This window comes from Novosphingobium sp. NFX11 (assembly GCF_057376415.1).
Map to the genome: position 1 here is coordinate 1,761,297 of NZ_CP080384.1, position 23,580 is coordinate 1,784,876.

Genomic DNA, 23,580 nt, shown 5'->3' on the forward strand with positions numbered 1-23,580 from the left:
CTACGCGACGGGGAGGGTGAAGCGCTCCTCAATACCCCTGCTTCGCCAGCCAGGCGTCCACTTCCGGCATGCGGGTCTGGCCGACCTGGATGCGGTTCTGGATCTTGGCGATCGCCTCGTCCACCGGACGGCGCGAACCGGCCGCGAGGCGCTGCTTCGCATAGGCGTCCAGCTTGGCCGGCATCGCCGGATCGGAACTGCCGGTGGCCAGGCGCCCGACGTAGCGCGTCGCACCCGAGCTATCGACGCGGCTCATCACCGCATCGTAGTTGGCGAGGACGAAGTCGAACGCCTGCTCGGGATGCTCGCCGCCGACGGCGCTGACGATCACCGGGCTGGTGGTCACGCCCGGCTCGTCGGTGAGCGACAGGGCCAGCGCCTTGTCGGCCAGCGCCTTGTCGTTGGCGCGGCCCAGCAGCGAGTAGAGCGTGGTCTTGACCTGCGCCGAGGTCTCTTCCTGCGCCATCGTGTGCAGCTTGTCCCAGGTCGCCGCGTCCGCGTTCTTCGCGACGACGGTGAGCACCGCGACCTTCACCGAGGGATCGATCGAGGCCGGATCGGCGAAGCGGCGACGTGCCTCGGCGACCACCGAGGGTTCGCCCAGCGTGCCCAGTGTATCGATCAGCGTGGCGCGCAGGTCGCCGGCGGTGGCCTGCTCGTCCGCCTTCGGCTCCCAGCCGAGCGTGTTCAGCACCGGCAGCAGGCGCTTCGTGGCGAAGCGCGAGAGAGCCGCCTTGCGCTTCGCGTTGTCCTTGGCGAAGTCGGCGAGGCCGCCGATCACCTTCGCCGCGCGCTCCATCACTTGCGGCGAGGCATTGGCGGGCAGGTTCTTCACCACGTCGAGCATGTCGGCCATCGGCTGGTTGCCCGCGTAGCCGAGCGCCACCGCATCGTTGAGGATGCCGAGCTGGTCGACCGGCTGCACCGAAGCGATGCCCTTGACCAGACCCGCGAAGGTCTTCGCATCATAGAGCACGCGGTAGTAGCCCGACTGGCCCGCATTGACGACGACCGGACCGCAGCCCGCGACCTTGAGCGAACCCTTGCCCTGCAGCAGCGTCTCGGCCCTGGTGTCGTCCGTGCCCGCAGCGCTGACCGGCACGCGCCAGGCGAGCGGCTGCTTGTCGGCGCGGTCGCGGGTGAACTCGCCCTGCTCCAGCGCCAGCGTGGTCGAGCCGGCTGCGCACGAGGACGTCACCTTCACCAGCGGAATGCCCGGCTGCAGCGTGAAGTCGTGCGCGATCTGGCTGATCGGCTTGCCCGAAGCCTTGTCGATCTCGCGCCACAGGTCGTCGGTGACGGTGTTGGAGTGCTTGTAGCGCGCCATGTAGGCCTGCACGCCCTTCTGCCACTCGTCCGAACCGGCATAGGCTTCGAGCATGCGGATCACCGCCTCGCCCTTGGCGTAGGTGATGTTGTCGAAGGCCTGGCTGGCCTCTTCCACGGTGGCGATGTGGTGGATGATCGGGTGGGTGGTGACGTAGGCGTCCTGGTCCATGGCGCGCTCACGCTCGCCGGTGGCGGTCAGTTCGGGGTGCCATTCGGGGTGGAACTTGGCCGCCGCGCGGCTTTCCATCCACGAGGCGAAGCCCTCGTTCAACCACAGGTCGTCCCACCACGACATCGTGACGAGATCGCCGAACCACTGGTGCGCCATTTCATGCGCGACGACCGTGAAGATGCGCTGGCGCAGCGCGTTCGACGCGATCTTGGGATCGAGCAGCATCGCGTTCTCGAAGTAGAAGATGCCGCCCCAGTTCTCCATGGCGGAGAAGAACTGGCTACGACCCGGCGCCGCGATGTGGTCGAGCTTGGGCAGCGGGTACTTCTCGCCGAAGTATTCGTTCATCCACGGCAGCAGGTCGACCGAGGCGCCCAGCGCGTAATCCGCCTGCGCCAGATCGCCCTTCTTGGTGAGCACGCCCACTTCGGTGTCGCCCGCCATCTTGGTCTTGCGCTCGAAATCGCCGAGGCCGAAGAACAGCAGGTAGGTCGACATCTTGGGGCTGGTGCCGAAGGTCACCAGCGTCTTGCCGCCCCCAGGTCCTTGCGGCTTTCCACCGGCAGGTTGCCGACGGCGACTTCCTCGGTCGGCACCACGGTCTTGAGGCTGAAGGTGGCCTTGTAGAACGGCTCATCCCACGAGGGCATGAAGCGGCGCGCGTCCGAGTTCTCGAACTGGGTGAACAGCGCGCGCTTGGCCGAACCGTCGGCCGCCTTGTAGTCCAGCGCGAAGAGGCCGTAGGCCTGCGTATTGATCTTGCCCGCATAGTCGATCGACAGCACGTAGCTGCCCGGCGCGATGGGCTTGGCAAACGTGAAGGTCGCGGTCTGCGCGGCCTCGTCGAGCGAGACGGTGGGCGTACCGGCCTTCTTGCCCGATTTGGTCAGTGCCGCCTTGGCGATCGTCAGTTCGGCCGCCTGCAGCGTGATCGTCTGCGTCGCCTCGACCACGTCGACCGTGATCGCCGCCTTGCCCGCGAAGGTCATCGCCTTGGCATCGGGAGTGACGGTGATGTCGTAGTGGCTGGGGCGAACGCTGCGCGGAAGCTGCGTGGTCACCGTCTCCGCCGTTGCGCCCTTGGTTGTGGAAGCAGTGCCAACTTCCTGCGCGGAAACGGAAAACGGAAGGGCAACGCCGGCGAGAAGCGCCAGCGCGGCGCGACGATACGGTTTCTTCATGGACGACTCACACCAGATGGGGGGATGACGCCTTGCTAACGTCCTGTCGTGAGCGCGCAACAATTTACCTGTTGTGTGCAATTTTAAACGCTGCGGGAGTCACAGGGCCCACCCCGTCCGGCTAGGCAGCAAGCTGCCAAGCCTTCCGGCCCTCGCGCGAGCGGGAAGGCTGACCTCACTTCTCCCCTCCCGCCTGCGGGAGGGGCCGGAGTGGGCTTCCCCTTCTCTGCCCACACCGCGCTTGCATTCCGTCCAAAATCCGCTAAGCGCGCCCCTTCCCCAAAGTCCGAGGACACAGGGAAACCCAAAGAAAGCCGGAGGGGCCTCGCAATCCCGCGAGTCGCCAGCGATCGGTTAGACTAGATAAAGGAAGCTGCCGTGGCTCTATATGAGCACGTGTTCCTGGCACGCCAGGACCTCAGCCAGGCGCAAGTCGATGCGCTTGCTGCCGCCGCCACCGAGATCGTCGAGTCGAACCAGGGCAAGGTCGTCAAGACCGAGACCTGGGGCCTCAAGAATCTCGCGTACAAGATCAAGCGCAACCGCAAGGCTCACTTCGTGATGCTGAACATCGAGGCTTCGGGCGACGTCGTCGCCGAGCTCGAGCGCCAGACGCAGATCAACGAAGACGTCATCCGCTACGTGACCATCCGCGTCGACGAGCACGAGGAAGGCCCTTCGGTCATGATGCGCAAGACCGACCGCGAGCGTACTCGCCGTCGCGAACGTGAAGGGAACTGATTTCCATGGCACGTGCATTCTTCCGCCGCCGCAAGTCCTGCCCGTTCTCGGGCAAGAACGCGCCGAAGATCGACTACAAGGACGTTCGTCTGCTTCAGGGCTTCATGTCCGAGCGTGGCAAGATCGTCCCCAGCCGCATCACCGCGGTTTCCGCAAAGAAGCAGCGTGAGCTGGGCCAGGCTATCAAGCGTGCCCGCCACATCGGCCTGCTTCCCTTCATCGTGAAGTAAGGGAGGGACCTACCCATGCAGATCATCCTCCTGGAACGCATCGAGAAGCTCGGCGCCATCGGCGACGTCGTCTCGGTCAAGGACGGTTACGCCCGTAACTACCTGCTTCCGAACAAGAAGGCCCTCCGCGCCAACGACGCGAACAAGAAGGTCTTCGAAGCCAACCGCGCCAAGATCGAAGCCGACAACGCAGAGCGTCGTACGGCTGCCGAAGCCAACTCGGGCAACGTCGAAGGCAAGCAGATCGTCCTGATCCGCGCCTCGTCGAACTCGGGCCAGCTTTACGGTTCGGTTTCGGTCCGCGACATCGTCGATGGCCTGAACGCCGAAGGCGCGAACGTGTCGAAGCAGATGATCGTGCTCGAGCGCCCGATCAAGACGCTCGGCATCTTCGACGTCAAGGTTTCGCTGCACCCCGAAGTTGCGGTCAACGTCAAGGTGAACGTCGCCCGTTCGCCCGACGAAGCCGAACTGCAGTCGCAGGGCGTGGACGTGATGGCCGCGATGTTCGAACAGGACGTCTCGGGCTTCACCGAAGCCTACGACCCGAACGCCGAACCCGGCGAAATCGCGGTCGAGGAAACCGAGGAAGAGGGCGAGGCGCAGGCCTGAGCCTTTCCTTCGGTTACCGAGGAATAGCAAAGCCCTCGTTCCCAAGCGGAACGGGGGCTTTTCCTTTTGGGTCGAGCAGTTTGTGCCGATGGGGCTTTGACAAGCTCAGCCTGAGCGGTGTTGAGAGCAGGCTCTCAGAGCATCCGATGCCCCCTTCGTCATTGCGAGCGCAGCGAAGCAATCCAGGGCAATTCAGCGCCGCTCTGGATTGCTTCGCTGCGCTCGCAATGACGATCAATGAAAATCCAAATCCCGCTCAGGCTGAGCTTGTCGAAGCCCCCTCGACCGGGCAGACGCGGAAAACCATGATCCATCCCGTCACCCCCGCCGACTACCGCGCCGACGCAGCCCTGCGCCGCGCGATGCTGGCGCTCAACAACGCCCACGCCGTCGAACTCTCCTTCGCCGACGAAGCGCGCATGGCGATGCTGGTGGAGGAGGCATTCCTCGCCGCGCGGGTCGGCAGCGTGGACGCCCTGCTCCTCGCCTTCGCGCCCGGAGCCGCATACGACAGCGCCAACTACCGCTGGTTCGAACAACGCTATGCCAGCTTCGTCTACGTCGACCGCGTTGTCGTCGCTCCGGAAGCGCGCGGTCGGGGTCTGGCCCGCAAGCTCTACGCCCACCTATTCGACGCCGCACGCGCTGCAGGCCACGAGCGCGTGGTCTGCGAGGTCAATTCCGATCCTCCCAACCCGGCTTCCGACGCCTTCCATGCCGCCCTCGGCTTCACGCCCATCGGCGAGGCGCTGCTGGAGAACGGCAAGACGGTGACGTATCTCTCGCTGGAGCTGTCGTCGTCCCGGACTTGATCCGGGACGACGCAACGACACCGTCATCACCCTGCCCATATCGCCCCCTATTGCGCCGCAGCACGGAATGCGTAATAGATGGCCATGCAGAAGATGAAAGAAACCATCGCGGAATTGGTCCGCGTTTACGAAGCCGCCGTTTCCACTCTCAAGGCCGATATCGCCGCCTTCGTAGAGAACGGCATCCTCCCCCTTCAGATCGCCGCGCGAACCGGCTCTGGACATATCCGGAGCTGCGGATCACGTATCGCGGCACCGAACTCAACGCCCGCGCCTCGCGCGCGTTCGGGCGGCTCGAGATGGCTGGCACATATGCCACTACCGTTACGCGCCCGCATCTCTTCGCCTCCTACCTCGAGGAACAGCTCGCACTGATCGAGGCCGAGTACGAAGTGGAATTCGAGGTAGCCGCGTCCACGCAGGAGATCCCCTTCCCCTACGTGCTCGAAGGCGTATCGGTCGGCACAGTCACCCCGCAGGAACTGGCGAGCCACTTCCCCAGCACCGAACTGGCGATGATCGGCGACGAGATCGCCGACGGCACCTTCCTCGCCGCCGAGGACGAACCGCACCCGCTGGCCCTGTTCGACGGCCTGCGCACCGACTTCTCCCTCGCGCGCCTGGCGCACTACACCGGCACAAGCCCGGACCACTGCCAGCGCTTCGTGCTGTTCACCAACTACCACCGCTATGTGGACGAGTTCGTGGACTGGGCGGGCACGCAAGTCGGCTCGGACGGCTATGTCGCGCTTTCGGGCGCCGGCGGCCTCTATCTCGACGCGCCGGTTGAGAACGCGCGCGCACGCCTGTCCGACACCGCATGGCGCCGCCACCAGATGCCCGCCTACCACCTCATTCGCAAGGACGGTTCGGGCATCACGCTGGTCAACATCGGTGTCGGCCCGTCCAACGCCAAGACCATCACCGATCACCTCGCGGTGCTGCGCCCCGAGGCGTGGCTGATGATCGGCCACTGCGGCGGCCTGCGCGAAAGCCAGCGCATCGGCGACTACGTGCTCGCCCATGCCTATCTGCGGGACGACCACGTGCTCGACCCGGTGCTGCCGCCCGAGATCCCGCTGCCCGCCATCGCCGAAGTGCAGCTGGCCCTGGCGCAGGCGGCCGAGGTCGTCAGCGGCGAAGGCGGCGCGAACCTCAAGAAGCGGATGCGCACCGGCACCATCGTCACCACCGACGATCGCAACTGGGAATTGCGCTACACCGAGTCCGCCAAGCGCTTCTCGCTGAGCCGCGCGATCGGCATCGACATGGAAAGCGCCACGATCAGCGCGCAGGGCTACCGCTTCCGCGTACCTTACGGGACGCTGCTGTGCGTCTCGGACAAGCCGCTGCACGGCGAACTCAAGCTGCCGGGCCAGGCCAACCGCTTCTATGAAGAGGCGATCGCCAGCCACCTCAAGATCGGCCTCATCACCTGCGACCTGCTGCGCGAACAGGGTGACCGCCTGCACTCGCGCAAGCTGCGCGCGTTCAACGAGCCGCCGTTCCGGTAGGAAACAGCCTACCGGGCCAGAACACGAAGCCGACCGTCGCGACCTGAGCGGCGGTCGGCTTTTTCGTTGCGCCTGCAGAAAAGCGGCGGACGGCTACTCTCCCTCGCGGGATATATTCGTGATACGCCGCTTAACACGCAGAGAGCCTGCAGAATTTCGCTACGCGCACTCGCGCGAATGTTCTGGTGGTTGGTAATTTTATGCCCGCATTCCGAAACGACGATAGGCTCAAGCGCAATCTTATTCCCAATGTCATCGCAAGCCTTCCAAACGGCCACAGAACATTTACTTTCGCGAATAATCCTGCATTCAATATAGAAACTGAATTCGATTAACTTATTTTCAATGAAACATATGTGAAATGAATTTCAGGTATATTTCACGTTTATTTCCAATATTGAAATAGATGTGATCGATATACAACGCCATCAATTCATTATCCGCACATCGATGATTATATGATGACAGCCTGATCCTTACGGGAGCAGACGCATTCGCCTGCTTCCGGCGTCGAGGATTTCGCACCGCCGGAATCTGCGAAAGGAGCATCAATGACCCCCACATGAAGCGTTTGCTTCTGGCTTCGACCCTGCTGATGGGCCTGCCTGCGGCAGCGCACGCGCAGGACGAAGCGCCCTCCGCCACGGACGCGGCCGACACCGGCGACGCGATCATCGTCACCGGCTCGCGCCTGCGCAATGCCAACCTCGAGCAGGCCGCGCCGATCATGGCCGTGACCGCCGCCGAGATGAAGGCGACCGGCCAGGTCAACGTCGAGAACGTTCTGAAGGAAATCCCGCAGCTGGTCCCCGACCAGACCGGCGCCTCGAACAACCCGGGTGACGGCGTCGCCACCGCCAACCTGCGCGGCCTCGGCGCCTCGCGCACGCTGGTGCTGGTCAACGGCCGCCGCTACGTCTCGTACGACACCAACCAGATCGTCGACCTCAACACGATCCCGACCGCCCTGCTGGAGCGCGTCGACGTGGTGACCGGCGGCAAGTCGGCCGTCTACGGTTCGGACGCGGTCACCGGCGTCGTCAACTTCGTGACGAAGCAGGACTACGACGGTATCCAGGCCAACGCCAACTACCGCCTGACCGACGCGGGCGACGGCGCGCAGTACACGGGCGGCATTCTGGCGGGCAAGAACTTCGCGGACGGGCGCGGCAACATCACCGTCTACGGCGAGTACAGCCAGCGCAAGGCGATCACGCAGGCATCGCGCAGCTACACCAAGACGGCCATGACCGACGGCGACGATGGCACCCTCGTCGCGGGTGGCTCCTCGTCGATCCCGGCGACGCGCATGAATCTGGGCGGCACCAACTACAAGTTCGGGCAGGACGGCAGCTATTCGGCCTACGACAGCAGCACCGACGCTTACAACTACGCGACCGAGAACTACCTGCAGGTCCCGCAAAAGCGCGAACTCGTCTTCGCGCAGGCGCACTTCGACGTCAGCGACGCGCTGACGCTCTATGCCGAGGGCCAGTACGTCCACAACCGCGTCAAGAACCAGCTAGCGCCGACCCCGGTGACCGGCAGCTTCTCGATCGACAACGACAGCTCGTTCCTCTCGGCCGACAGCCAGGCGCTTCTGCAGGGCTACGACACCGACGGCGACGGCTACACCACCGCCAACATCTACCGCCGCCTGAGCGAGATCGGCGACCGCGTACAGGTCACCGACAGCAAGGCGGTGCGCGGCCTGATCGGCGCGCGCGGCGACATCGGCCACGACTGGAGCTACGACGTCTACGCCAGCTTCTCGCGCACCCGGCGGACCGAGTACCAGTACGGCAACATCTCGCGCAGCCGTCTGCAGCAGGGCCTGCTGACGACCTATGACGCCGACGGCAACCTCGTGTGCACCGACACCAGCAACGGCTGCGTGCCCGTGAACATCTTCGGCGAGGGCAACATCAGCGACGCGGCGGTCGACTTCCTGTCGATCGACACCGTCAACCGCTCGACCATCACCGAGAAGGTCGTCAGCGGCGCGATCAGCAACAACAACCTGTTCGACCTCGGCGCAGGCCCGGCCGGTTTCGCGTTCGGCGCCGAGTACCGCTCCGAGCACGGCAGCTACAACCCGGACGAACTGCTGTCCTCCGGCGACGTCGTCGGCTTCAACGCCAGCGACGCGACTTCGGGCGGCTGCAACGTCAAGGAGCTGTTCGCCGAAATCGACGTGCCGCTGATCGCCGACAAGCCCTTCATCGAGCGCCTCGAATTCAACGGCGCGGCCCGCTACTCGTACTACTCGACGGCGGCCAAGTCGGTGGGCACCTTCTCGGCCGGGCTCGTCTACGCGCCGATCAAGGACATCAGCTTCCGTGGCCAGTTCTCCCGCGCGGTGCGTGCGCCGACGGTGAACGACCTCTATAGCGGCAGCTCGCAGAACTTCGAGACTGCGACCGATCCGTGCTCGACGCCGGACGCGACGAGCTACTCCAACCTTTACGCCGCCTGCGTCGCCTCGGGCGTCGCCGCTGCGGACGTGGGTAACGACCAGTACAATGCCGCCGCGACCCAGATCGAAAGCTACAACGGCGGCAACACCAAGCTGCGCGAGGAGACCGCGAACACCTACACCTTCGGTGTCGTGCTCCAGCCGCAGATGATCCCGGGCCTGTCGATCACGGCCGACTACTATCACATCAAGATCGACAACTTCATCACCGCCGTCGGCACCGCCAACCTGCTCACGGCCTGCTACGGCGACGCAGGCAACAACTACACGTCCTACGACAGCAGCACCTGTTCGCTGCTGCCGCGCGACAGCACCGGCACCATCGTCGGCGCCATCGACAACCTGAGCAACACCGGCGGGGTCAAAACCGACGGCATCGACTTCGACGCGCAGTACACCATCCCGCTGGCGTTCGGCCGCAACAACTCCAGCAAGCTGAACCTGCGCGTCGCGGGGTCTTACCTGATGAACTGGACGTTCCGCCCGATGGCCTCGCTGCCCGACCTCGTGGTCGACTGCGCGGGCAAGTTCGGCCTGAGCTGCAGCAACGTCTACGCCAAGTGGCGCCTCAACAGCCGCGCCACCTGGTCGACCGAGGACCTGAGCGTGTCGCTGGCATGGCGCCACCTCTCGGCGGTGGACGACGACACCGGCGGCTATGCGGTCGACCATATCCCGGCCTATAACTACTTCGACCTCAGCGCGAGCGTCGACGTGGCCAAGCGCTTCACCTGGAACATCGGCATGAACAATATGTTCAACAAGAAGCCGCCTGTCCTTGGTGACAACCAGGAGCAGTCGAACACCTATCCGTCGACCTACGACGTCTACGGCCGGACGTTCTTCACCGGCATCACCGTCGACTTCTGATGAAACTGGGTGCTGGTGATGGCGATCGCTGCCACCCAATTTCCGTCATCCCCGCGAAGGCGGGGACCCAACTGATGATCGTGCAACACGACAATTCAGGAGATGGGTTCCCGCCTTCGCGGGAATGACGATGTGAGGAACCGCGATTCGCGGGCGACCCAAAGCGTCCTTGCGGCACTCGCCGCAGGGGCGCTTCCGCTCGCCTGAATGAAATATTGATGAAATTGCAGGTTCAAGTTCGCCCCATAGCGTCCGGGGCATGCCAAAGCCCTCCCAGACTTCGACTTCAGGCGCCACCGGCACTGCCGGGATCAACCGCCTGATCGCCTCCGCCTTTCGCGTCCGCCTCGTCAGCGACGTGCCCGAAAGGCTGGCGCGCTCTCCGCTGCCCTACCGGCCCAACGCCAAGCGGCGCGAGCGCATCACGACCATCCAGCGGCGCGGCGTGCTGTTCATCCATGTGCCCAAGAACGCCGGAACCTCGGTCTGCCACCAGCTCTACGGAACCCAGATCAAGCACGAGACCGTGCGCTACTACGCCAGCGTCGCCCCGCGCGTGCTCGACCTGCCGAGCTTCGCCATCCTGCGCGACCCGGTGTGCCGGTTCCTTTCGGCCTTCACCTATGCCAGCAACGGCGGCACCCGCGATCGCAAGGTCGCCCGCCCCTTCAACGCGCGTTACCGCGCGTTCGAAAGCGTGGACGACGCCATCGACCACCTCGCCACCGCGCGCAGTCCGTTCGACATCGACCACATCTTCCGCCCGCAGTCCTGGTATCTGACCGACGCCAGGGGCGACTGCCGCGTCGAAAACCTGATCCCCTACGAGGAGATCGACAGCCTCGGCGCCATCATGGGGCTGGACGAACTCGACGCCCTGCCCCGCCTCAACCGCAGCAATAAAGCCGCCGCGCCGATCCGGCTCAATCCCAGCCAGGAAGCCTTCATCGAGGACTTCTACGCCGGGGATTATGCCCTGTGGCGCGGCGCCATGCGGGTCACCAGCCTGAAGTCTCGCCCTTGTTCTGCGCGTCGAGCCACTTCTTGAGCGGCGCGAAGTAGTCCAGCATCGGCTTGGCGCTCATCTGCGGCGAGCCGGTGAACGTCTTGAGCGCCTCGGGCCAGGGCTTCGACATGCCCATCGCCAGCATCGCATTCAGGTTCTCGCCGACCTTCTTGTTGCCGTAGAAGCTGCAGCGGTGCAGCGGCCCCTTCCACCCGGCCTGCTTGCAAGCCGCCTGATAGAACTGGAACTGCAGAATCCGCGCGAGGAAGTAGCGGGTGTAAGGCGTGTTGCCCGGAACGTGGAACTTCGCGCCCGCATCGAACCCGTCGTCCGAGCGCGCCGAGGGCGGGGTGATGCCCTGATAGTCGAGGCGCATCTTCGTCCACGCCTTGTTGTAGTCGGCGGGCTGGATCGAGCCGTCGAAGATGCCCCAGCGATAGCGGTCGATCATCAGGCCGAAGGGCAGGAACGCCACCTTGTCCATCGCCTGACGCAGCAGCAGGCCGATGTCCTTGTCGGCGCCGGGGACCTTGCTCTTGTCGAGCAGGCCGATCTGCACGAGGTACTGCGGCGTGATCGACAGCGCGATGAAGTCGCCGATCGCCTCGTGGAAGCCGTCGTTGGCGCCGTTCAGGTAGAGATATGGCTGCTTGTTGTAGGCGCGCTGGTAATAGTTGTGGCCCAGTTCGTGGTGGATCGTGACGAAGTCCTCGGAATTGACCTTCGTGCACATCTTGATGCGGATGTCGTCCTTGTTGTCGACGTCCCATGCCGAGGCGTGGCAGATCACCTCGCGGTCGGCGGGCTTGGTGATCATCGAGCGGGTCCAGAACGTGCCCGGCAGCGGATCGAAGCCCAGCGAGGAATAGAACCCCTCGCCCGCCTTAACCATGTCGAGCGGCTTCTTGCCCTGCGCCTTCAGCAGATCACCTATGTCATATCCGAGATCACCCGCACCCTGCGGCGCGACGAGCGGGTAGACGTTGCCCCATTCCTGCGCCCACATGTTGCCGAGTAGGTCGGCGCGGATCGGGCCGGTGCGCGGCTGCACGGCATCGCCGTACTTCTCGTTCAGCTTGCGGCGCACGTAAGTATGCAGCGCCAGATAGAGCGGCTTGGTCTCTTCCCACAGGCGCTGGGTTTCGGCGGCGAACTGCTCGGGCGTCATGTCGTAGCCGGAGCGCCACATGGCGCCGACGTCGGCATAGCCCAGTTCCTTCGCGCCCTGGTTGGCGATGCCGACCATCTGCGCGTAGTCCGCCTTCATCGGCGCGCCGACGTTGTCGTGCCAGCTGGTCCACATTTCGGCGAATTCGGCCGGGCTATGCTGCAGGTTGCCCATCTCCGCCTCGATGTCCGAACCGTTGATCGACTTGCCGTCGAGCGTGCCCTTGCCCTTGCCATAGGCCGACGATAGCCGCGTGGTGATCTCGCTCAACTGCGCCGCCGCGCCGGGCGTGTTGGGCGCGGGCAGGACGATGCCCTGACGCAGGATGCCCAGCTTGCGCGACACGTCCGCATCGAGACCGGAAACCTTCGCAAACTTCGCCGCTTCGACCGCGTACTTCACCTGCTTCTCGGTGAGGTCGCCGTTGGACTTCGCCGCCAGCGCGTCGGTATCCTCGGTGATGTAGGTGTAATTGACCCAGTTCGCCTGATTGTTACCCAGCGAGAAGTCGAACAGGTCCTTCTCGGCATCGGCGACGAACTTCGCGGCACCCTCCGCCGTCTGCGGGTAATCCTCCGCATGGGCCGGGACGACGGCGAACGAAAGGCTTGCAGCCAATGCGGCAAGCGCGGTGGAGGCGAATTTCATGGGGGGAACCTCTCTGAACCTTTGAATGGCCGCGAGACTAGTCGCCCCTCGCGCGGGATCAACCGCTGGCGGACGAATATCCTCGGCCACGAGTGCAGCAACGCATCGCCGCCATGCGATCAAAGGAGTGGCCGGGCACACTGAAGCGAGGTTTTGCGACCATGCTGCGGGCTGCTTCCATCAAGCAAGGGGGACGCTCGCTCCACATGCCGATCCATGTCGTCTACGCCACGCCGGAAGGCCGCTCCCGCATGAAGCCCGTGACCATGGCGGGCGGCCTGTCCTACCTCGACCCGCCGCGCCCCGCGCTGGGCTGGCGCACGGTGATCTGGGAAGGCCCTGCCTTCACCGACAGCTTCCATACCGCGCAGGGCTTCGGCAGCCTCCAGACGATCCTTGAAGGCCGCCTCACCATCACCGTGACGGATGGAGACCTGCGCCGCGTGACCGGCGGCCCCGGCGACGCCTTCGTCTTCGTCGACACGACCGGTGACGGCCATGAGGCCTCCCGCCCGGACGACGCCACCTTGCGTGCGATCAATATCCGCTTCGCAGACGACTGGGCCGCCCTCACCGAAACCTTCGACGGCTGGCCGGAAGAGGCCGTGCCTTTCGCCTGAAACATCCTCACCGTCTTTGCGAGCGCAGCGAAGCAACCCAGAGCCGCTCGGTGTTGCCCTGGATTGCTACGCTGTGCTCGCAATGACGATAGGCGCGGTCAGCCCAGAAACCCAGCGATCGCCCTGCCGAGATCCTTGAACGTCACCGACGACATGTGATTGCCCGGCACTTCAGCATAAGTGCCCTGCGGCAGTGCCGCGGCGAGGTCCTGCGCCGAGCCGTTGTCGTGATCGTCCGCGCCGCACACGCACAGCGTCGGCATCGTCACTTGCGCGATGGCGTCGGGCGCGGTGTCGTCCACCGAGCCAAGCAGCAGGCGCGCGGCCACGCGGTCGATCTTCATCGACTTCATGAAAGCCTGCGCCACAAACGCCTTGTCGCCGCGCTCGATGGTCCCGAAGCGGTCGATGGCGTCGACGAAATGCGCGCTGCGCTTCGCCCAGCCCGACAGGCCCGTCAGCCCCATTCCGCCCAGCACCAGCCGCTGCGGCGCCAGCCCCGCCAGCACGCCGCGCACCACCGTCCGCGCGCCAAGCGAAAAGCCGCCGAGGTCGTATTCCGAAAGGCCCAGCGAGCCGATCACCGCCTTGAGATCGCGCACCAGCACGTCGGACGGATAGGCATCCGCATCGTGCGGGCCGTCGCTCTGCCCGTGAGCGCGCAAGTCCGGCATGAACACCTCGAAGCCCGCATCGGCGAGTATCTTGGCATTGCCGAACTTGATCCAGTTCACCTCGGCGCTGGAGAACAGCCCGTGCAGCAGCACCAACGGCCGTCCGCCGGTATCGCCCATGGTGTGCAGGGCGAGCTTCGCCCCGCCGAAACCTTCGACGAAATCGGTCTTCACATCGCTCACAGGCAAACTCGCTTTCCGGTCATTCAGGCGGCTCGAGACCGGCGGCCTTCCATCGGTCCATGACGCTCGCGTTCTCGGCGCTCGTCATGCCGGGCAAGTGCCGCACGTCGGTCCATGCCGTCAACATGCTTTCGGTCGCATAGTTCTGGCTGGGGCGGAACGGCGCGGGATCGTCGAAGCTGCCGACGGTCAGGTCGATGTTATCCCCGTCCAGAAATGCGAAGCCCAGCGGCGTGCCGCACTGCGAGCAGAACGGCCGATGCGCGATCGGCGATGAGGCGTACCAGTCCGGCTCCGTCTCCCACCGCACGGCCGATTGCGGCGCATTGACGAACGCGATAGACACCCCGCCGGTCGCCCGCTGGCACATGCGGCAATGGCACAAGTATGCCTTGTCGGGCTCAACCTCGGCGCGGTAGCGGATGCGGCCGCACTGGCAGCCGCCGGTCATTGCCCGCGTCATGACGCCGGCTCGGGCGCCAGCGGCCGGATATCGCCGCCGATGTGCCGCATGAAGTCGGCCTTGCCGAGCGGCACGCCCTTCATCCGCAGGATCGCGTAAGCCGTGGTCAGGTGGAAATAGAGGTTGGGCAGGATCCAGTCGTCGAGATAACGCTGCGCGGGCAGTTCGAGGTAGACGCCCATCCGCTCCAGCACGATCCGTTTGGCTTCGGGCGTGACGGCCGCGACTTCCGTAGCCAGCAGCGCGATCGTGTCCGCCAGCACCGCGCGGGCTTCTGCCCAGTCGACCACCGGCTGCACTTCGTTGGGCAGGTCCGCGCCCCGGCTCCAGACGACGAACTGCAGCGGCTGCGTGCAGGTTGCCGCGACCTGCCAGGCCAGCGGATGCATGTCCCCGGCCAGCCGCGCCGCCGCCAGTTCGTCAAGCGCGACATCCGCCTCTGCCGCCCATTCCTCGGCCTTGTCGAGCACCGCCGACAGCGTCTCCAGCCGGGCGGCCAGCAGTTTGAGGGCGTTCTTCGTCTCGGCGGCGTCCATGCAATCCTCCATCCCGGTGTCAGGTGAAGGTTAGGTGGCTACCGCCGAGCCGATTGCAAGCGCGCGCCTCAGCCCTTCTTGAGGTGGCGGCGGCCCAGCAGTTCCGCGATCTGAACCGCATTGAGCGCCGCGCCCTTGCGCAAGTTGTCCGACACGCACCACAGCGCCAGGCCGTTGTCCACGGTCGGGTCCTCGCGCACGCGGCTGACGTAGGTAGCGCCGTCACCCACCGCCTCGATCGGAGTGACGTATCCACCGTCCTCGCGCTTGTCGACGAGCATCACGCCCGGCGCCTCGCGCAGGATGTCCTGGGCTTCCTCGGCGCTGATCTCGTTCTCGAACTCGATGTTCAGCGCTTCGGAGTGGCCGACGAAGACCGGCACGCGCACGCAGGTGGCCTGCACCTTGATCTTCGGGTCGAGGATCTTCTTGGTCTCGACCACCATCTTCCACTCTTCCTTGGTGGAACCGTCGTCGAGGAACACGTCGATGTGCGGGATCACGTTGAAGGCGATCTGCTTGGTGAACTTGCGCGGCACGACCGGGTCGGCGACGAAGATCGCGCGGCTCTGCTCGAACAGTTCGTCCATGCCCGCCTTGCCCGCGCCGGACACCGACTGGTACGTCGCGACGACGACGCGCTTGATCGTCGCCTTGTCGTGCAGCGGCTTGAGCGCGACGACCATCTGCGCAGTCGAGCAGTTGGGATTGGCGATGATGTTCTTGGCCTTGTACCCGTCGATCGCCTCGGGGTTCACCTCGGGCACGATCAGCGGCACGTCGGGGTCCATGCGGTAGAGCGACGAGTTGTCGATGACCACGCAACCCTGCGAGGCCGCCTTGGGCGCATAGATCTTCGTCGCGTCCGAACCCGCGGCGAACAGCGCGATGTCCCACCCCGTGAAGTCGAAATGTTCCAGGTTCTTCACCTTGAGCATGCGGCCGGTATCGCCATACTCGACTTCGGTGCCCACAGAGCGCGAGGAAGCCACGGCGGCGATCTCGTCCGCCGGGAATTCGCGCTCGGCAAGGATGTTGAGTACTTCGCGGCCGACATTCCCCGTCGCACCGACGACGGCAACCCGGTAACCCATGGCAAATTCCCTTTAAAGGCGCCCGGGCAAGCGGACGCAGACACGCCGCGCGGGTTACCCGCCCACGCCCCTCAGGGCAAGCGCCGCAAGGCCGGAATGCAGGAAGTCACGCGGGCAATGGTCCCATAGGTGCGACAAGTCCTGCACCGGGCTCCTCGGCTCCGCGCGCCATGGAATCGCGGCGGCGGAATGGCTGACGCTTCCAGTAGGTCAGCGAACGCCAACTCCATTCAAGCGGCCCGCTCAGGAAAAAGCGAAGCCACACGTTGGCGAAAACCAGCATGGCCAGATCGATCACCGTGGCCGCCACCATCAGTTGCGCCCAGCCCAGCTTGTCCCACAAAGCGAGCCCCCAGGGCGCGAAGACGAACCACATCGCGGCGATGCTGGTCAGGATATAGATCGAGAACGCCATGCGCCCCGCTGCCTTGAAAGGCGAAAGCACGGTTCGGCCTGCAGCGGTCTTCATCAGCAGGTTGAACAGCCCGACATGCCCAAGCGTTACCGACAAGCGCGCGAATTCGGCCGAGATCAGTCCCGGCGTCGGCCAGGGCGTGAACTTGAAGATTTCAACGACATCCCATGCCCTTAGCCCACAACCGATGGCATAGCCCGCCAGTGCCAGCCCCGCATAGAAGCCCCCGGACCTGTCCCCCTGGATTACACCCCACTTAAACAGCGCCATGCCCAGACACATTGCCGGCGCAGCCTCCAGCACGGTAAAGAACAGCCCGTTTCCATCGCCGAACACCTTGTTCCAGATAAACCACGCGAACATCACGTATTGATGCGGCCATCCTTCCCGCGCCTTGCGTTCGGCGTCGATCGCGATCTGGTCCTTCTTGCTTGGCGGCTTGGAGAGGTCGTGCTGGTCGACTTTTTCCTGCCAGGTCTCGAGCGTCTTCTTGTCTTCGGCCGACATTTTGGCGCCTGCGGCCTGTTTCTTTTGCAAGACCTCGACCTTGTGGATGCGCTCGACCCGCTCCTGCCAGGCGAAGACCCCGCTGACAGCCACGAAGGCGGCGAAAGCCATGCCCATCGCCAGCAGCACCTTGGGTGAGGCCTTGCGGAACGGAAACAGCAGCAGCGCCGCCAGTCCGTAAGCCAGCAGAATATCGCCGACCCAGCCGATCACGAAGATATCGATCAGCCCGAACAGGATGAGCAGCAGGTTGCGGCGATAGTAAAGGTCGGCCACCTGCACCGGATCGTCGGGCTTCATGGCCTTGGCAGTAAAGACCATCACCCCGGCGCCGAACAGCAGTTCGAAAAGCCCGCGTTGCGTACCGTCCCAGAAAATCTGGATAGTCGCCCAAGTCGTCTGGTCGGCCGCACTCCACGACAAGCGACGGAAATCGTGCATCCACGACGACACATTGGAGCCCATGAAAGGGATGTTCATGAACAGGATACCCAGGATCGCAATCCCGCGCAGCACGTCGATCGCGTCAATCCGCGCCCGTCCACGTACCGGACCGAATTGAGCCAATTCCCCCGCCATGATTACCCTCACCTGTATTTATGATGAAGGTAATTGACGGCGATAATGACGTCAATCGAATGCATCCGACCAATTCATGACAATTACCGCCATGATGGAAGTACTTTCACTTCGGTTTTCGGAAAAATATCAGGTGAACGTATTAATTTGACTGGCAAAGGCATGCAGTAATCGCATCCTGCACCCATTCGTCGAGGAAGCCATCGTCCGACGGTCCGGCAAACTCGTACAGATCGCTCAACAGCGACGGGTCCGCGACAATCCTCGCCGCTTCGAGCAAGGGCATGGAGACCTGCTCTCCCGCCAACTCCCGCGCCAGCAACGGCAATGCCGCAACGGGGTCGAGGCGCGCCAGCCCGAGAATGGCTTCGGCCCGCACCTCATAAGCCGGGTCGATCGAAGAGGCGATCAGGGCCTTGCGAATGCCGGGACGATCCAGTTCAAGCTGCGAAAGCAGCATGACCGCCCAGTCACGATTGGCCGTGACGGCATCTTGCGTCATATAGATTAGACGCCCGAGGTTCGCCTCACCGAACGGACCTTCGCCAAACGCGAGCTCGTCGGCGATTACAGCCTGTAGAAATTCGGAAGGCGGAAGATAACGCTCGGTCATGCAGATGACCTCCCGGCATATCGTCCAGCCGCAAGGCGTCGCCCCCAAGGAAGGGGAGCGACGATCCAGGTCAGTGTGCCGTCGCCCCCTGCGCCGCGGTGTGCGGCGGCGGAGCCGCGGCGAGGTCGTCCGCCTCGGTCCACTCGATCGCGGTGAGAGGTTCGGTCAGCGCCTTGGCAAGAACCTCATCGACATGGGAAACCGGAATGATTTCCAGGCCCTGCTTCACGTTGTCCGGAATCTCGGCCAGATCCTTGCGGTTCTCCTCAGGGATCAGCACGAGGCTGATACCACCACGCAAGGCCGCCAGCAGCTTTTCCTTGAGGCCGCCGATCGGCAGCACCCGGCCGCGCAAGGTGACTTCGCCGGTCATGGCGACGTCCTTGCGCACCGGATTCCCGGTCAGCGTCGAGACGATAGACGTCACCATGCCGATACCCGCCGAAGGACCATCCTTGGGCACTGCACCTTCGGGAAGGTGGATGTGGATGTCCTTCTTGTGGAACACGCTCGGCTTGATGCCGTAAGCGGGCGAGCGCGCACGCACGAAGCTGAACGCGGTCGAGATCGACTCGTTCATCACGTCGCCCAGCTTGCCGGTCGCCTTGATGTTGCCCTTGCCGGGCACCGTCACGCTCTCGATAGTCAGCAGTTCGCCGCCCACTTCGGTCCAGGCGAGGCCGGTAACGGCGCCGACCTGGTGCTCTTCCTCGCCGACGCCGTGGCGGAACTTGCGGACGCCGGCGAACTCGTCGAGGTTTTCCGGCGTGATGGTAACCGACTTGGCCTTGCCCTCGAGGATCTGGCGCAGCGACTTGCGCGCCAGCCGCGCGATCTCGCGCTCCAGCGTGCGCACGCCGGCTTCCCGGGTGTAGTAGCGGATCAGGTCGCGCAGGCCTTCCTGCGTCAGCGTGAATTCGCCCTTCTTGAGTCCGTGCGCCTCCACCTGCTTGCGGATCAGGTGCCGCTCGGCGATCTCGACCTTCTCGTCCTCAGTGTAACCCTCCAGACGGATGATCTCCATGCGATCGAGCAGCGGCTGCGGCAGGTTCAGGCTGTTCGCGGTGCACACGAACATCACGTCCGACAGGTCGATGTCGAGTTCCAGATAGTGATCCTGGAACTTCGCGTTCTGTTCGGGATCGAGCACTTCGAGCAGCGCCGATGCCGGATCGCCGCGGAAATCCTGACCCAGCTTGTCGATCTCGTCGAGCAGGAACAGCGGGTTGGACTTGCCCGCCTTGCGCAGGTTGGTCACGATCTTGCCCGGCAGCGAGCCGATGTACGTACGGCGGTGGCCGCAGATCTCGGCCTCGTCACGCACGCCGCCCAGCGACTGGCGGATGAACTCGCGCCCCGTCGCCTTGGCGATCGACTTGCCCAGCGAGGTCTTGCCCACGCCCGGCGGGCCGACGAGGCACAGGATCGGGCCCTTCAGCTTGTTGGTGCGCGCCTGCACCGCGAGATACTCGACGATGCGGTCCTTGACCTTGTCGAGCGCGTAGTGATCGGCGTCGAGGATTTCCTGCGCCGAGGAGATATCGCGCTTGAGCTTGCTCTTCTTGCCCCAGGGCAGGCCCAGCAGCACGTCAAGGTAGTTGCGGATGACGGTCGCCTCGGCGCTCATCGGCTGCATCGACTTGAGCTTCTTCAGCTCGCCGACGGCCTTTTCCTTGGCTTCCTTGGAGAGCTTGGTCTTCTCGATCCGCTCGGCCAGTTCCTGCAGTTCGTTACCTTCGTCGCCCTCGCCGCCGCCGAGTTCAGACTGGATCGCCTTGAGCTGTTCGTTGAGGTAATATTCGCGCTGCGTCTTTTCCATCTGGCGCTTCACGCGGCCGCGGATCTTGCGTTCCACCTGCAGGACGCCGAGTTCGCCCTCCATGAAGGAGTAGACCATTTCCAGTCGCTTGAGCGGGTCGGATTCGGACAGCACCGCCTGCTTGTCGGACACCTTGGCCGACAGCTGCGCGGCGACGGTGTCGGCCAGCTTGGCCGCATCCTCGATATCACCGAGCTGTTCGCCCGCGTCCTGGCTGAGCTTCTTGTTGAGCTTGGCGTATTCGTTGAACTGATCGACGACGGTGCGCATCATCGCCTCGACCTCGGTGCCCTCGGCCTCGGTCGGCGCTATCGCCTCAACTCCTGCGACCAGCATCTCGCCCTCATCCGTGGTTTCGGAGCGCAGGGTTTCGAGGCGGGCGCGGTCCTGCCCTTCGACCAGCACGCGCACGGTGCCGTCCGGCAGCTTGAGCAGCTGCAGGACGCTGGCGATCACGCCGGTGTCGTAGAGGTCGTCACGATCCGGGTCGTCACAGCTGGGATCGAGCTGGGCGAGCAGGAAGATGTCCTTGTCGCCGGCCATCGCCGCTTCGAGTGCCGCCACGGATTTTTCGCGGCCCACGAAGAGAGGCACGACCATGCCCGGGAAAACGACGATGTCACGCAGCGGCAGAAGCGGAAGCAGGTTCAATGCACTTGTCCAATCATCTCGCACGGGGACTGCATCTTGGCCCAACCCCGGCATATTCCCGCAGGATATGGGTGGTTTTGGCCACCTTGCAATCTTTTCGAGGCGAAAGGCCGTGGAAACCCGCCTGCTCGCTACAGGAAATTACCCTCATCACGTTGCGAGGGCACCAGTAGCTGGGTCCGATTTCGAGTAATAGGGCGGCGATTCGTCACCGTTTCAGAGCTACGGGAAAAGGCGCGCGTCCTCTTCGACAGGCTCAGGGCGAGCGGACTTGGAGCAAACCACCGGACAGGCTTGGCACGAGATAAAAAAGCCCAGCCCGAACCACCGCTCAGGCTGAGCTTGTCGAAGCCCCGAAAAGGCAAACGCGCTTTAGAACGGCAGCTTGAAGCCCGGCGGCAGGCCCATGCCCTGCTGCGCCTTGGCGAGTTCCTCGTTCGCCACCGAGTCGGCCTTGACGCGCGCGTCGTTGTAGGCGGCCGCGATCAGGTCTTCGAGGATCGGCTTTTCCGAGGCCACCATCAGGCTGTCGTCGATGGCCACGCCGATCACGCGGCCCTTCGCCGAACAGCGGATCTTGACGAGACCGCCGCCCGACAGCCCCTCGACCTCAAGCTGGTCGAGCTTGCCCTGGGTTTCGTTCATCTGCTTCTGGATGGTCTCGGCGGCGGCTTGCGCGGCCTGGATCATCTCTTCCATCGACTTCATCTCAACGTCTCCAATTGCGGCCGCCCCGCCGATGGCGGCCTGGCGATCTTCCTGAATGAGTTCGGCGCCGGGGAATGCCGCCAGCGTCGCCTCGACCAATGGTGAGGTTCGCAGCGCCTCTGCGTCGGCAGTCTTCTTTACCTGATGCACTTCGACGAGGGTGGGCGCGCCTTCTCCAGCGACTTTCTCGACCTGCCAACGCTCGCCTGTGGCCGCCTGCAGACCGCCGCGCAGAACCGCAACGATGTCCTCGTTGAAGCCCGGCGGCTGGGCATAGCGCAGCAGGCCCGGCGAAAGCTCGACCACCCGCACCTGCATGCGCATGGTGTTCGCGGCAGACATCTCACCCGCATGCTCGACGTCATCGACCAGAGCTTCCCAGCGCGGCGAGATCGCAGCCGGTGACATTGCGACAGGCGCGCCGGACGCGGCACTTCCCTGCTCGGCCACGGGAGCCGCAGGCGCGCGGGAGGCGATTTCCTCCAGCTTGCGGACCAGTGCGCCGGGATCGGGCATGTCGCTGGCGTGCATGATCCGCAGCAGGGCCATCTGCGCCGCGACGAGCGGATCGGGCGCGGACTTCACCTCATCATGCCCCTTGAGCAGCAGTTGCCACAGGCGATGGAGTTGCCCCGCCCGCAGCGACTTAGCCCAACCCTCGATCGCCTCGCGCTCCTCGGTGGAGTGCGCTTCGGCGCTGCCGCTGACTTGCGCCACGGCGACGCGGTGGGTCAGGTCCATGAGGCCGCGCATCAGCGCGATCGGCTCGACACCGAGCGCGAACTGGTGCGCGACGAGGTCGAGCAGGTCGCCGCCCTTGCCGTCCAGGATCGCGGCGATGAGCTTGCGCTGCACGCCCTTGTCGGAGAGGCCGAGCATGTCACGCACCTTGTCGGCGCGGACCTGGCCTTCGCCGTCGAGGTCGGCGTGAGCAATCGCCTGGTCGAGAATCGAGAGGCCGTCGCGGACCGAACCCTCGGCGGCGGCGGCGACCATCGCGAGTGCCTCAGCCTCGGCCTCGACGCCTTCCTTCGCGCAGACGTGCGCGAAGTGGCCCGCCAGCATCGGCGCGGGGATACGGCGCAAGTCGAAGCGCTGGCAGCGCGACAGCACCGTGACCGGCAGCTTGTCCACTTCGGTGGTCGCGAAGAGGAACTTCACATGCGCCGGCGGTTCTTCGAGCGTCTTGAGCAGCGCATTGAACGCATTGCGCGAGAGCATGTGGACTTCGTCGATGATGTAGATCTTGTAGCGCGCCGAGACGGCGGCATAGCGCACCGACTCGATGATCTCGCGCACGTCGTCGACGCCGGTGTGGCTGGCGGCGTCCATCTCGATGACGTCGATATGGCGGCCCTCGGCGATGGCGACGCAGGGTTCGCACTGGCCGCAAGGGTCGATCGTCGGGCCGCCTTGCCCGTCCGGGCCGATGCAGTTGAGGGCCTTGGCGATGAGGCGCGCGGTCGAGGTCTTGCCGACCCCGCGCACGCCGGTCATCAGGAAGGCATGGGCCAGCCGGTCGCGCTTGATCGCGTTGGCGAGGGTCTGGACCATCGCCTCCTGCCCGATCAGTTCGGCAAAAGTCTGCGGGCGATACTTGCGTGCGAGCACGCGGTAGGGCTGCGAGGCGGTTCCGGCAGGAGTAGACTTGGCCGAAGGCGCTTCGACAGGCTTAGCCTGAGTAGGAACGGCGGCAGGTTCGGTTGCCTCGGCGAACATGGCGCTCTGCCCGGCTGCTTCGAGTTCGGCGGCGGAGGGTCGAGATTCGGGCTTTGGCTCCGGCGTCGCTTCCGGCTCAGGATCGCCGAACATCGACTGCTGCCCCGCGGCCTCCAGTTCGGCGGCATCGGGCTTGTCGTCAGCGTCGTCTTCGTCCCAGGGGGCGTGTCGCCGAACATGTCGCGTGAATCGTCCATCGTCGCTCAAACTAGGGGTTCGCGCCCGGGATGTCAGGAGGAA

The 23,580-nt window shown here is 64.5% G+C and carries 17 protein-coding genes and 3 pseudogenes; 8 read left to right on the forward strand and 12 right to left on the reverse strand.

What is annotated here, in order from left to right; all coding sequences use genetic code 11:
- Nucleotides 1-28 precede the first annotated feature (28 nt).
- Nucleotides 29-2,682: pseudogene (locus tag KZO24_RS08945) on the reverse strand (M1 family metallopeptidase).
- A gap of 378 nt (nt 2,683-3,060) precedes the next feature.
- Here KZO24_RS08945 and rpsF point away from each other — a divergent pair.
- From rpsF to rplI, 3 genes are read left to right on the forward strand one after another with little or no spacing between them, the layout of a single operon-like run.
- On the forward strand, nt 3,061-3,423 hold the full coding sequence (gene rpsF, locus KZO24_RS08950; RefSeq protein WP_008832807.1) for a 30S ribosomal protein S6: 363 nt from the start codon (nt 3,061-3,063) through the stop codon (nt 3,421-3,423).
- A 5-nt stretch (nt 3,424-3,428) separates the two neighbouring features.
- The gene (rpsR, locus tag KZO24_RS08955; RefSeq protein ID WP_007686754.1) at nt 3,429-3,653 is read left to right on the forward strand and encodes a 30S ribosomal protein S18; all 225 of its coding nucleotides are present in this window, start codon (nt 3,429-3,431) and stop codon (nt 3,651-3,653) included.
- A 15-nt stretch (nt 3,654-3,668) separates the two neighbouring features.
- Entirely contained in the window at nt 3,669-4,265 is a 597-nt protein-coding gene (rplI, locus tag KZO24_RS08960) for a 50S ribosomal protein L9 (RefSeq protein WP_271181632.1), read from the forward strand.
- A 158-nt stretch (nt 4,266-4,423) separates the two neighbouring features.
- Here the strand turns inward: rplI and KZO24_RS08965 are convergent, their stop codons facing one another.
- Complete coding sequence (locus KZO24_RS08965; RefSeq protein ID WP_271181633.1) at nt 4,424-4,579, reverse strand: hypothetical protein; 156 nt, start codon at nt 4,577-4,579, stop codon at nt 4,424-4,426.
- On the opposite strand from KZO24_RS08965, the gene KZO24_RS08970 reads away from it, so the two are divergent.
- The 4 genes and pseudogenes from KZO24_RS08970 to KZO24_RS08985 all read left to right on the forward strand — a co-directional run bounded on the left by KZO24_RS08970 (nt 4,571) and on the right by KZO24_RS08985 (nt 10,985).
- Entirely contained in the window at nt 4,571-5,077 is a 507-nt protein-coding gene (locus tag KZO24_RS08970; protein ID WP_271181634.1) for a GNAT family N-acetyltransferase, read from the forward strand. The two genes, KZO24_RS08965 and KZO24_RS08970, sit on opposite strands and share 9 nt — an antisense overlap.
- Nucleotides 5,078-5,161: 84 nt before the next feature.
- A pseudogene (locus tag KZO24_RS08975) lies at nt 5,162-6,591 on the forward strand (AMP nucleosidase).
- A 562-nt stretch (nt 6,592-7,153) separates the two neighbouring features.
- A complete protein-coding gene (locus KZO24_RS08980; protein ID WP_486486087.1) occupies nt 7,154-9,937 on the forward strand; it encodes a TonB-dependent receptor in 2,784 nt (927 codons plus the stop codon).
- Nucleotides 9,938-10,196: 259 nt separating this feature from the next.
- Nucleotides 10,197-10,985 carry a sulfotransferase family protein gene (locus tag KZO24_RS08985; RefSeq protein WP_271181637.1) on the forward strand — a complete coding sequence of 263 codons (789 nt, stop codon included), beginning with the start codon at nt 10,197-10,199 and terminating at the stop codon, nt 10,983-10,985.
- Here the strand turns inward: KZO24_RS08985 and KZO24_RS08990 are convergent.
- Complete coding sequence (locus tag KZO24_RS08990) at nt 10,936-12,759, reverse strand: M2 family metallopeptidase (protein WP_271181638.1); 1,824 nt, start codon at nt 12,757-12,759, stop codon at nt 10,936-10,938. The genes KZO24_RS08985 and KZO24_RS08990 overlap by 50 nt on opposite strands.
- Before the next feature lie 161 nt (nt 12,760-12,920).
- Between KZO24_RS08990 and KZO24_RS08995 the strand changes: the two genes are divergently transcribed.
- Nucleotides 12,921-13,379, forward strand: a complete 459-nt coding sequence (locus KZO24_RS08995; protein WP_036522612.1) for a cupin domain-containing protein — start codon at nt 12,921-12,923, stop codon at nt 13,377-13,379.
- 98 nt (nt 13,380-13,477) lie between these two features.
- Here KZO24_RS08995 and KZO24_RS09000 read toward each other — a convergent pair whose 3' ends face one another.
- From KZO24_RS09000 to KZO24_RS09040, 9 genes and pseudogenes are all read right to left on the reverse strand, one after another.
- Nucleotides 13,478-14,236 (reverse strand): alpha/beta fold hydrolase, encoded by a 759-nt coding sequence (locus KZO24_RS09000; protein WP_008830018.1) that lies wholly within the window; start codon nt 14,234-14,236, stop codon nt 13,478-13,480.
- Nucleotides 14,237-14,255: 19 nt separating this feature from the next.
- Nucleotides 14,256-14,699, reverse strand: coding sequence for a GFA family protein (locus KZO24_RS09005; RefSeq protein WP_271181639.1), 444 nt, complete (start codon nt 14,697-14,699; stop codon nt 14,256-14,258).
- The gene (locus KZO24_RS09010; protein WP_271181640.1) at nt 14,696-15,235 is read right to left on the reverse strand and encodes a DUF1993 domain-containing protein; all 540 of its coding nucleotides are present in this window, start codon (nt 15,233-15,235) and stop codon (nt 14,696-14,698) included. The genes KZO24_RS09005 and KZO24_RS09010 overlap by 4 nt, the downstream gene beginning before the upstream one ends.
- 68 nt (nt 15,236-15,303) lie before the next feature.
- Nucleotides 15,304-16,329, reverse strand: coding sequence for an aspartate-semialdehyde dehydrogenase (locus KZO24_RS09015; RefSeq protein ID WP_271181641.1), 1,026 nt, complete (start codon nt 16,327-16,329; stop codon nt 15,304-15,306).
- A 106-nt stretch (nt 16,330-16,435) separates the two neighbouring features.
- A complete protein-coding gene (locus tag KZO24_RS09020) occupies nt 16,436-17,818 on the reverse strand; it encodes a DUF418 domain-containing protein (RefSeq protein WP_486486088.1) in 1,383 nt (460 codons plus the stop codon).
- Nucleotides 17,819-17,972: 154 nt separating this feature from the next.
- Nucleotides 17,973-18,443, reverse strand: a complete 471-nt coding sequence (locus KZO24_RS09025) for a lyase (RefSeq protein ID WP_271181643.1) — start codon at nt 18,441-18,443, stop codon at nt 17,973-17,975.
- A 70-nt stretch (nt 18,444-18,513) separates the two neighbouring features.
- A complete protein-coding gene (gene lon, locus KZO24_RS09030; RefSeq protein WP_486487161.1) occupies nt 18,514-20,862 on the reverse strand; it encodes an endopeptidase La in 2,349 nt (782 codons plus the stop codon).
- Nucleotides 20,863-21,285: 423 nt separating this feature from the next.
- Nucleotides 21,286-21,621, reverse strand: a complete 336-nt coding sequence (locus KZO24_RS09035; protein ID WP_008830943.1) for a YbaB/EbfC family nucleoid-associated protein — start codon at nt 21,619-21,621, stop codon at nt 21,286-21,288.
- A gap of 1 nt (nt 21,622) precedes the next feature.
- Nucleotides 21,623-23,537: pseudogene (locus KZO24_RS09040) on the reverse strand (DNA polymerase III subunit gamma/tau).
- Nucleotides 23,538-23,580: the final 43 nt, after the last annotated feature.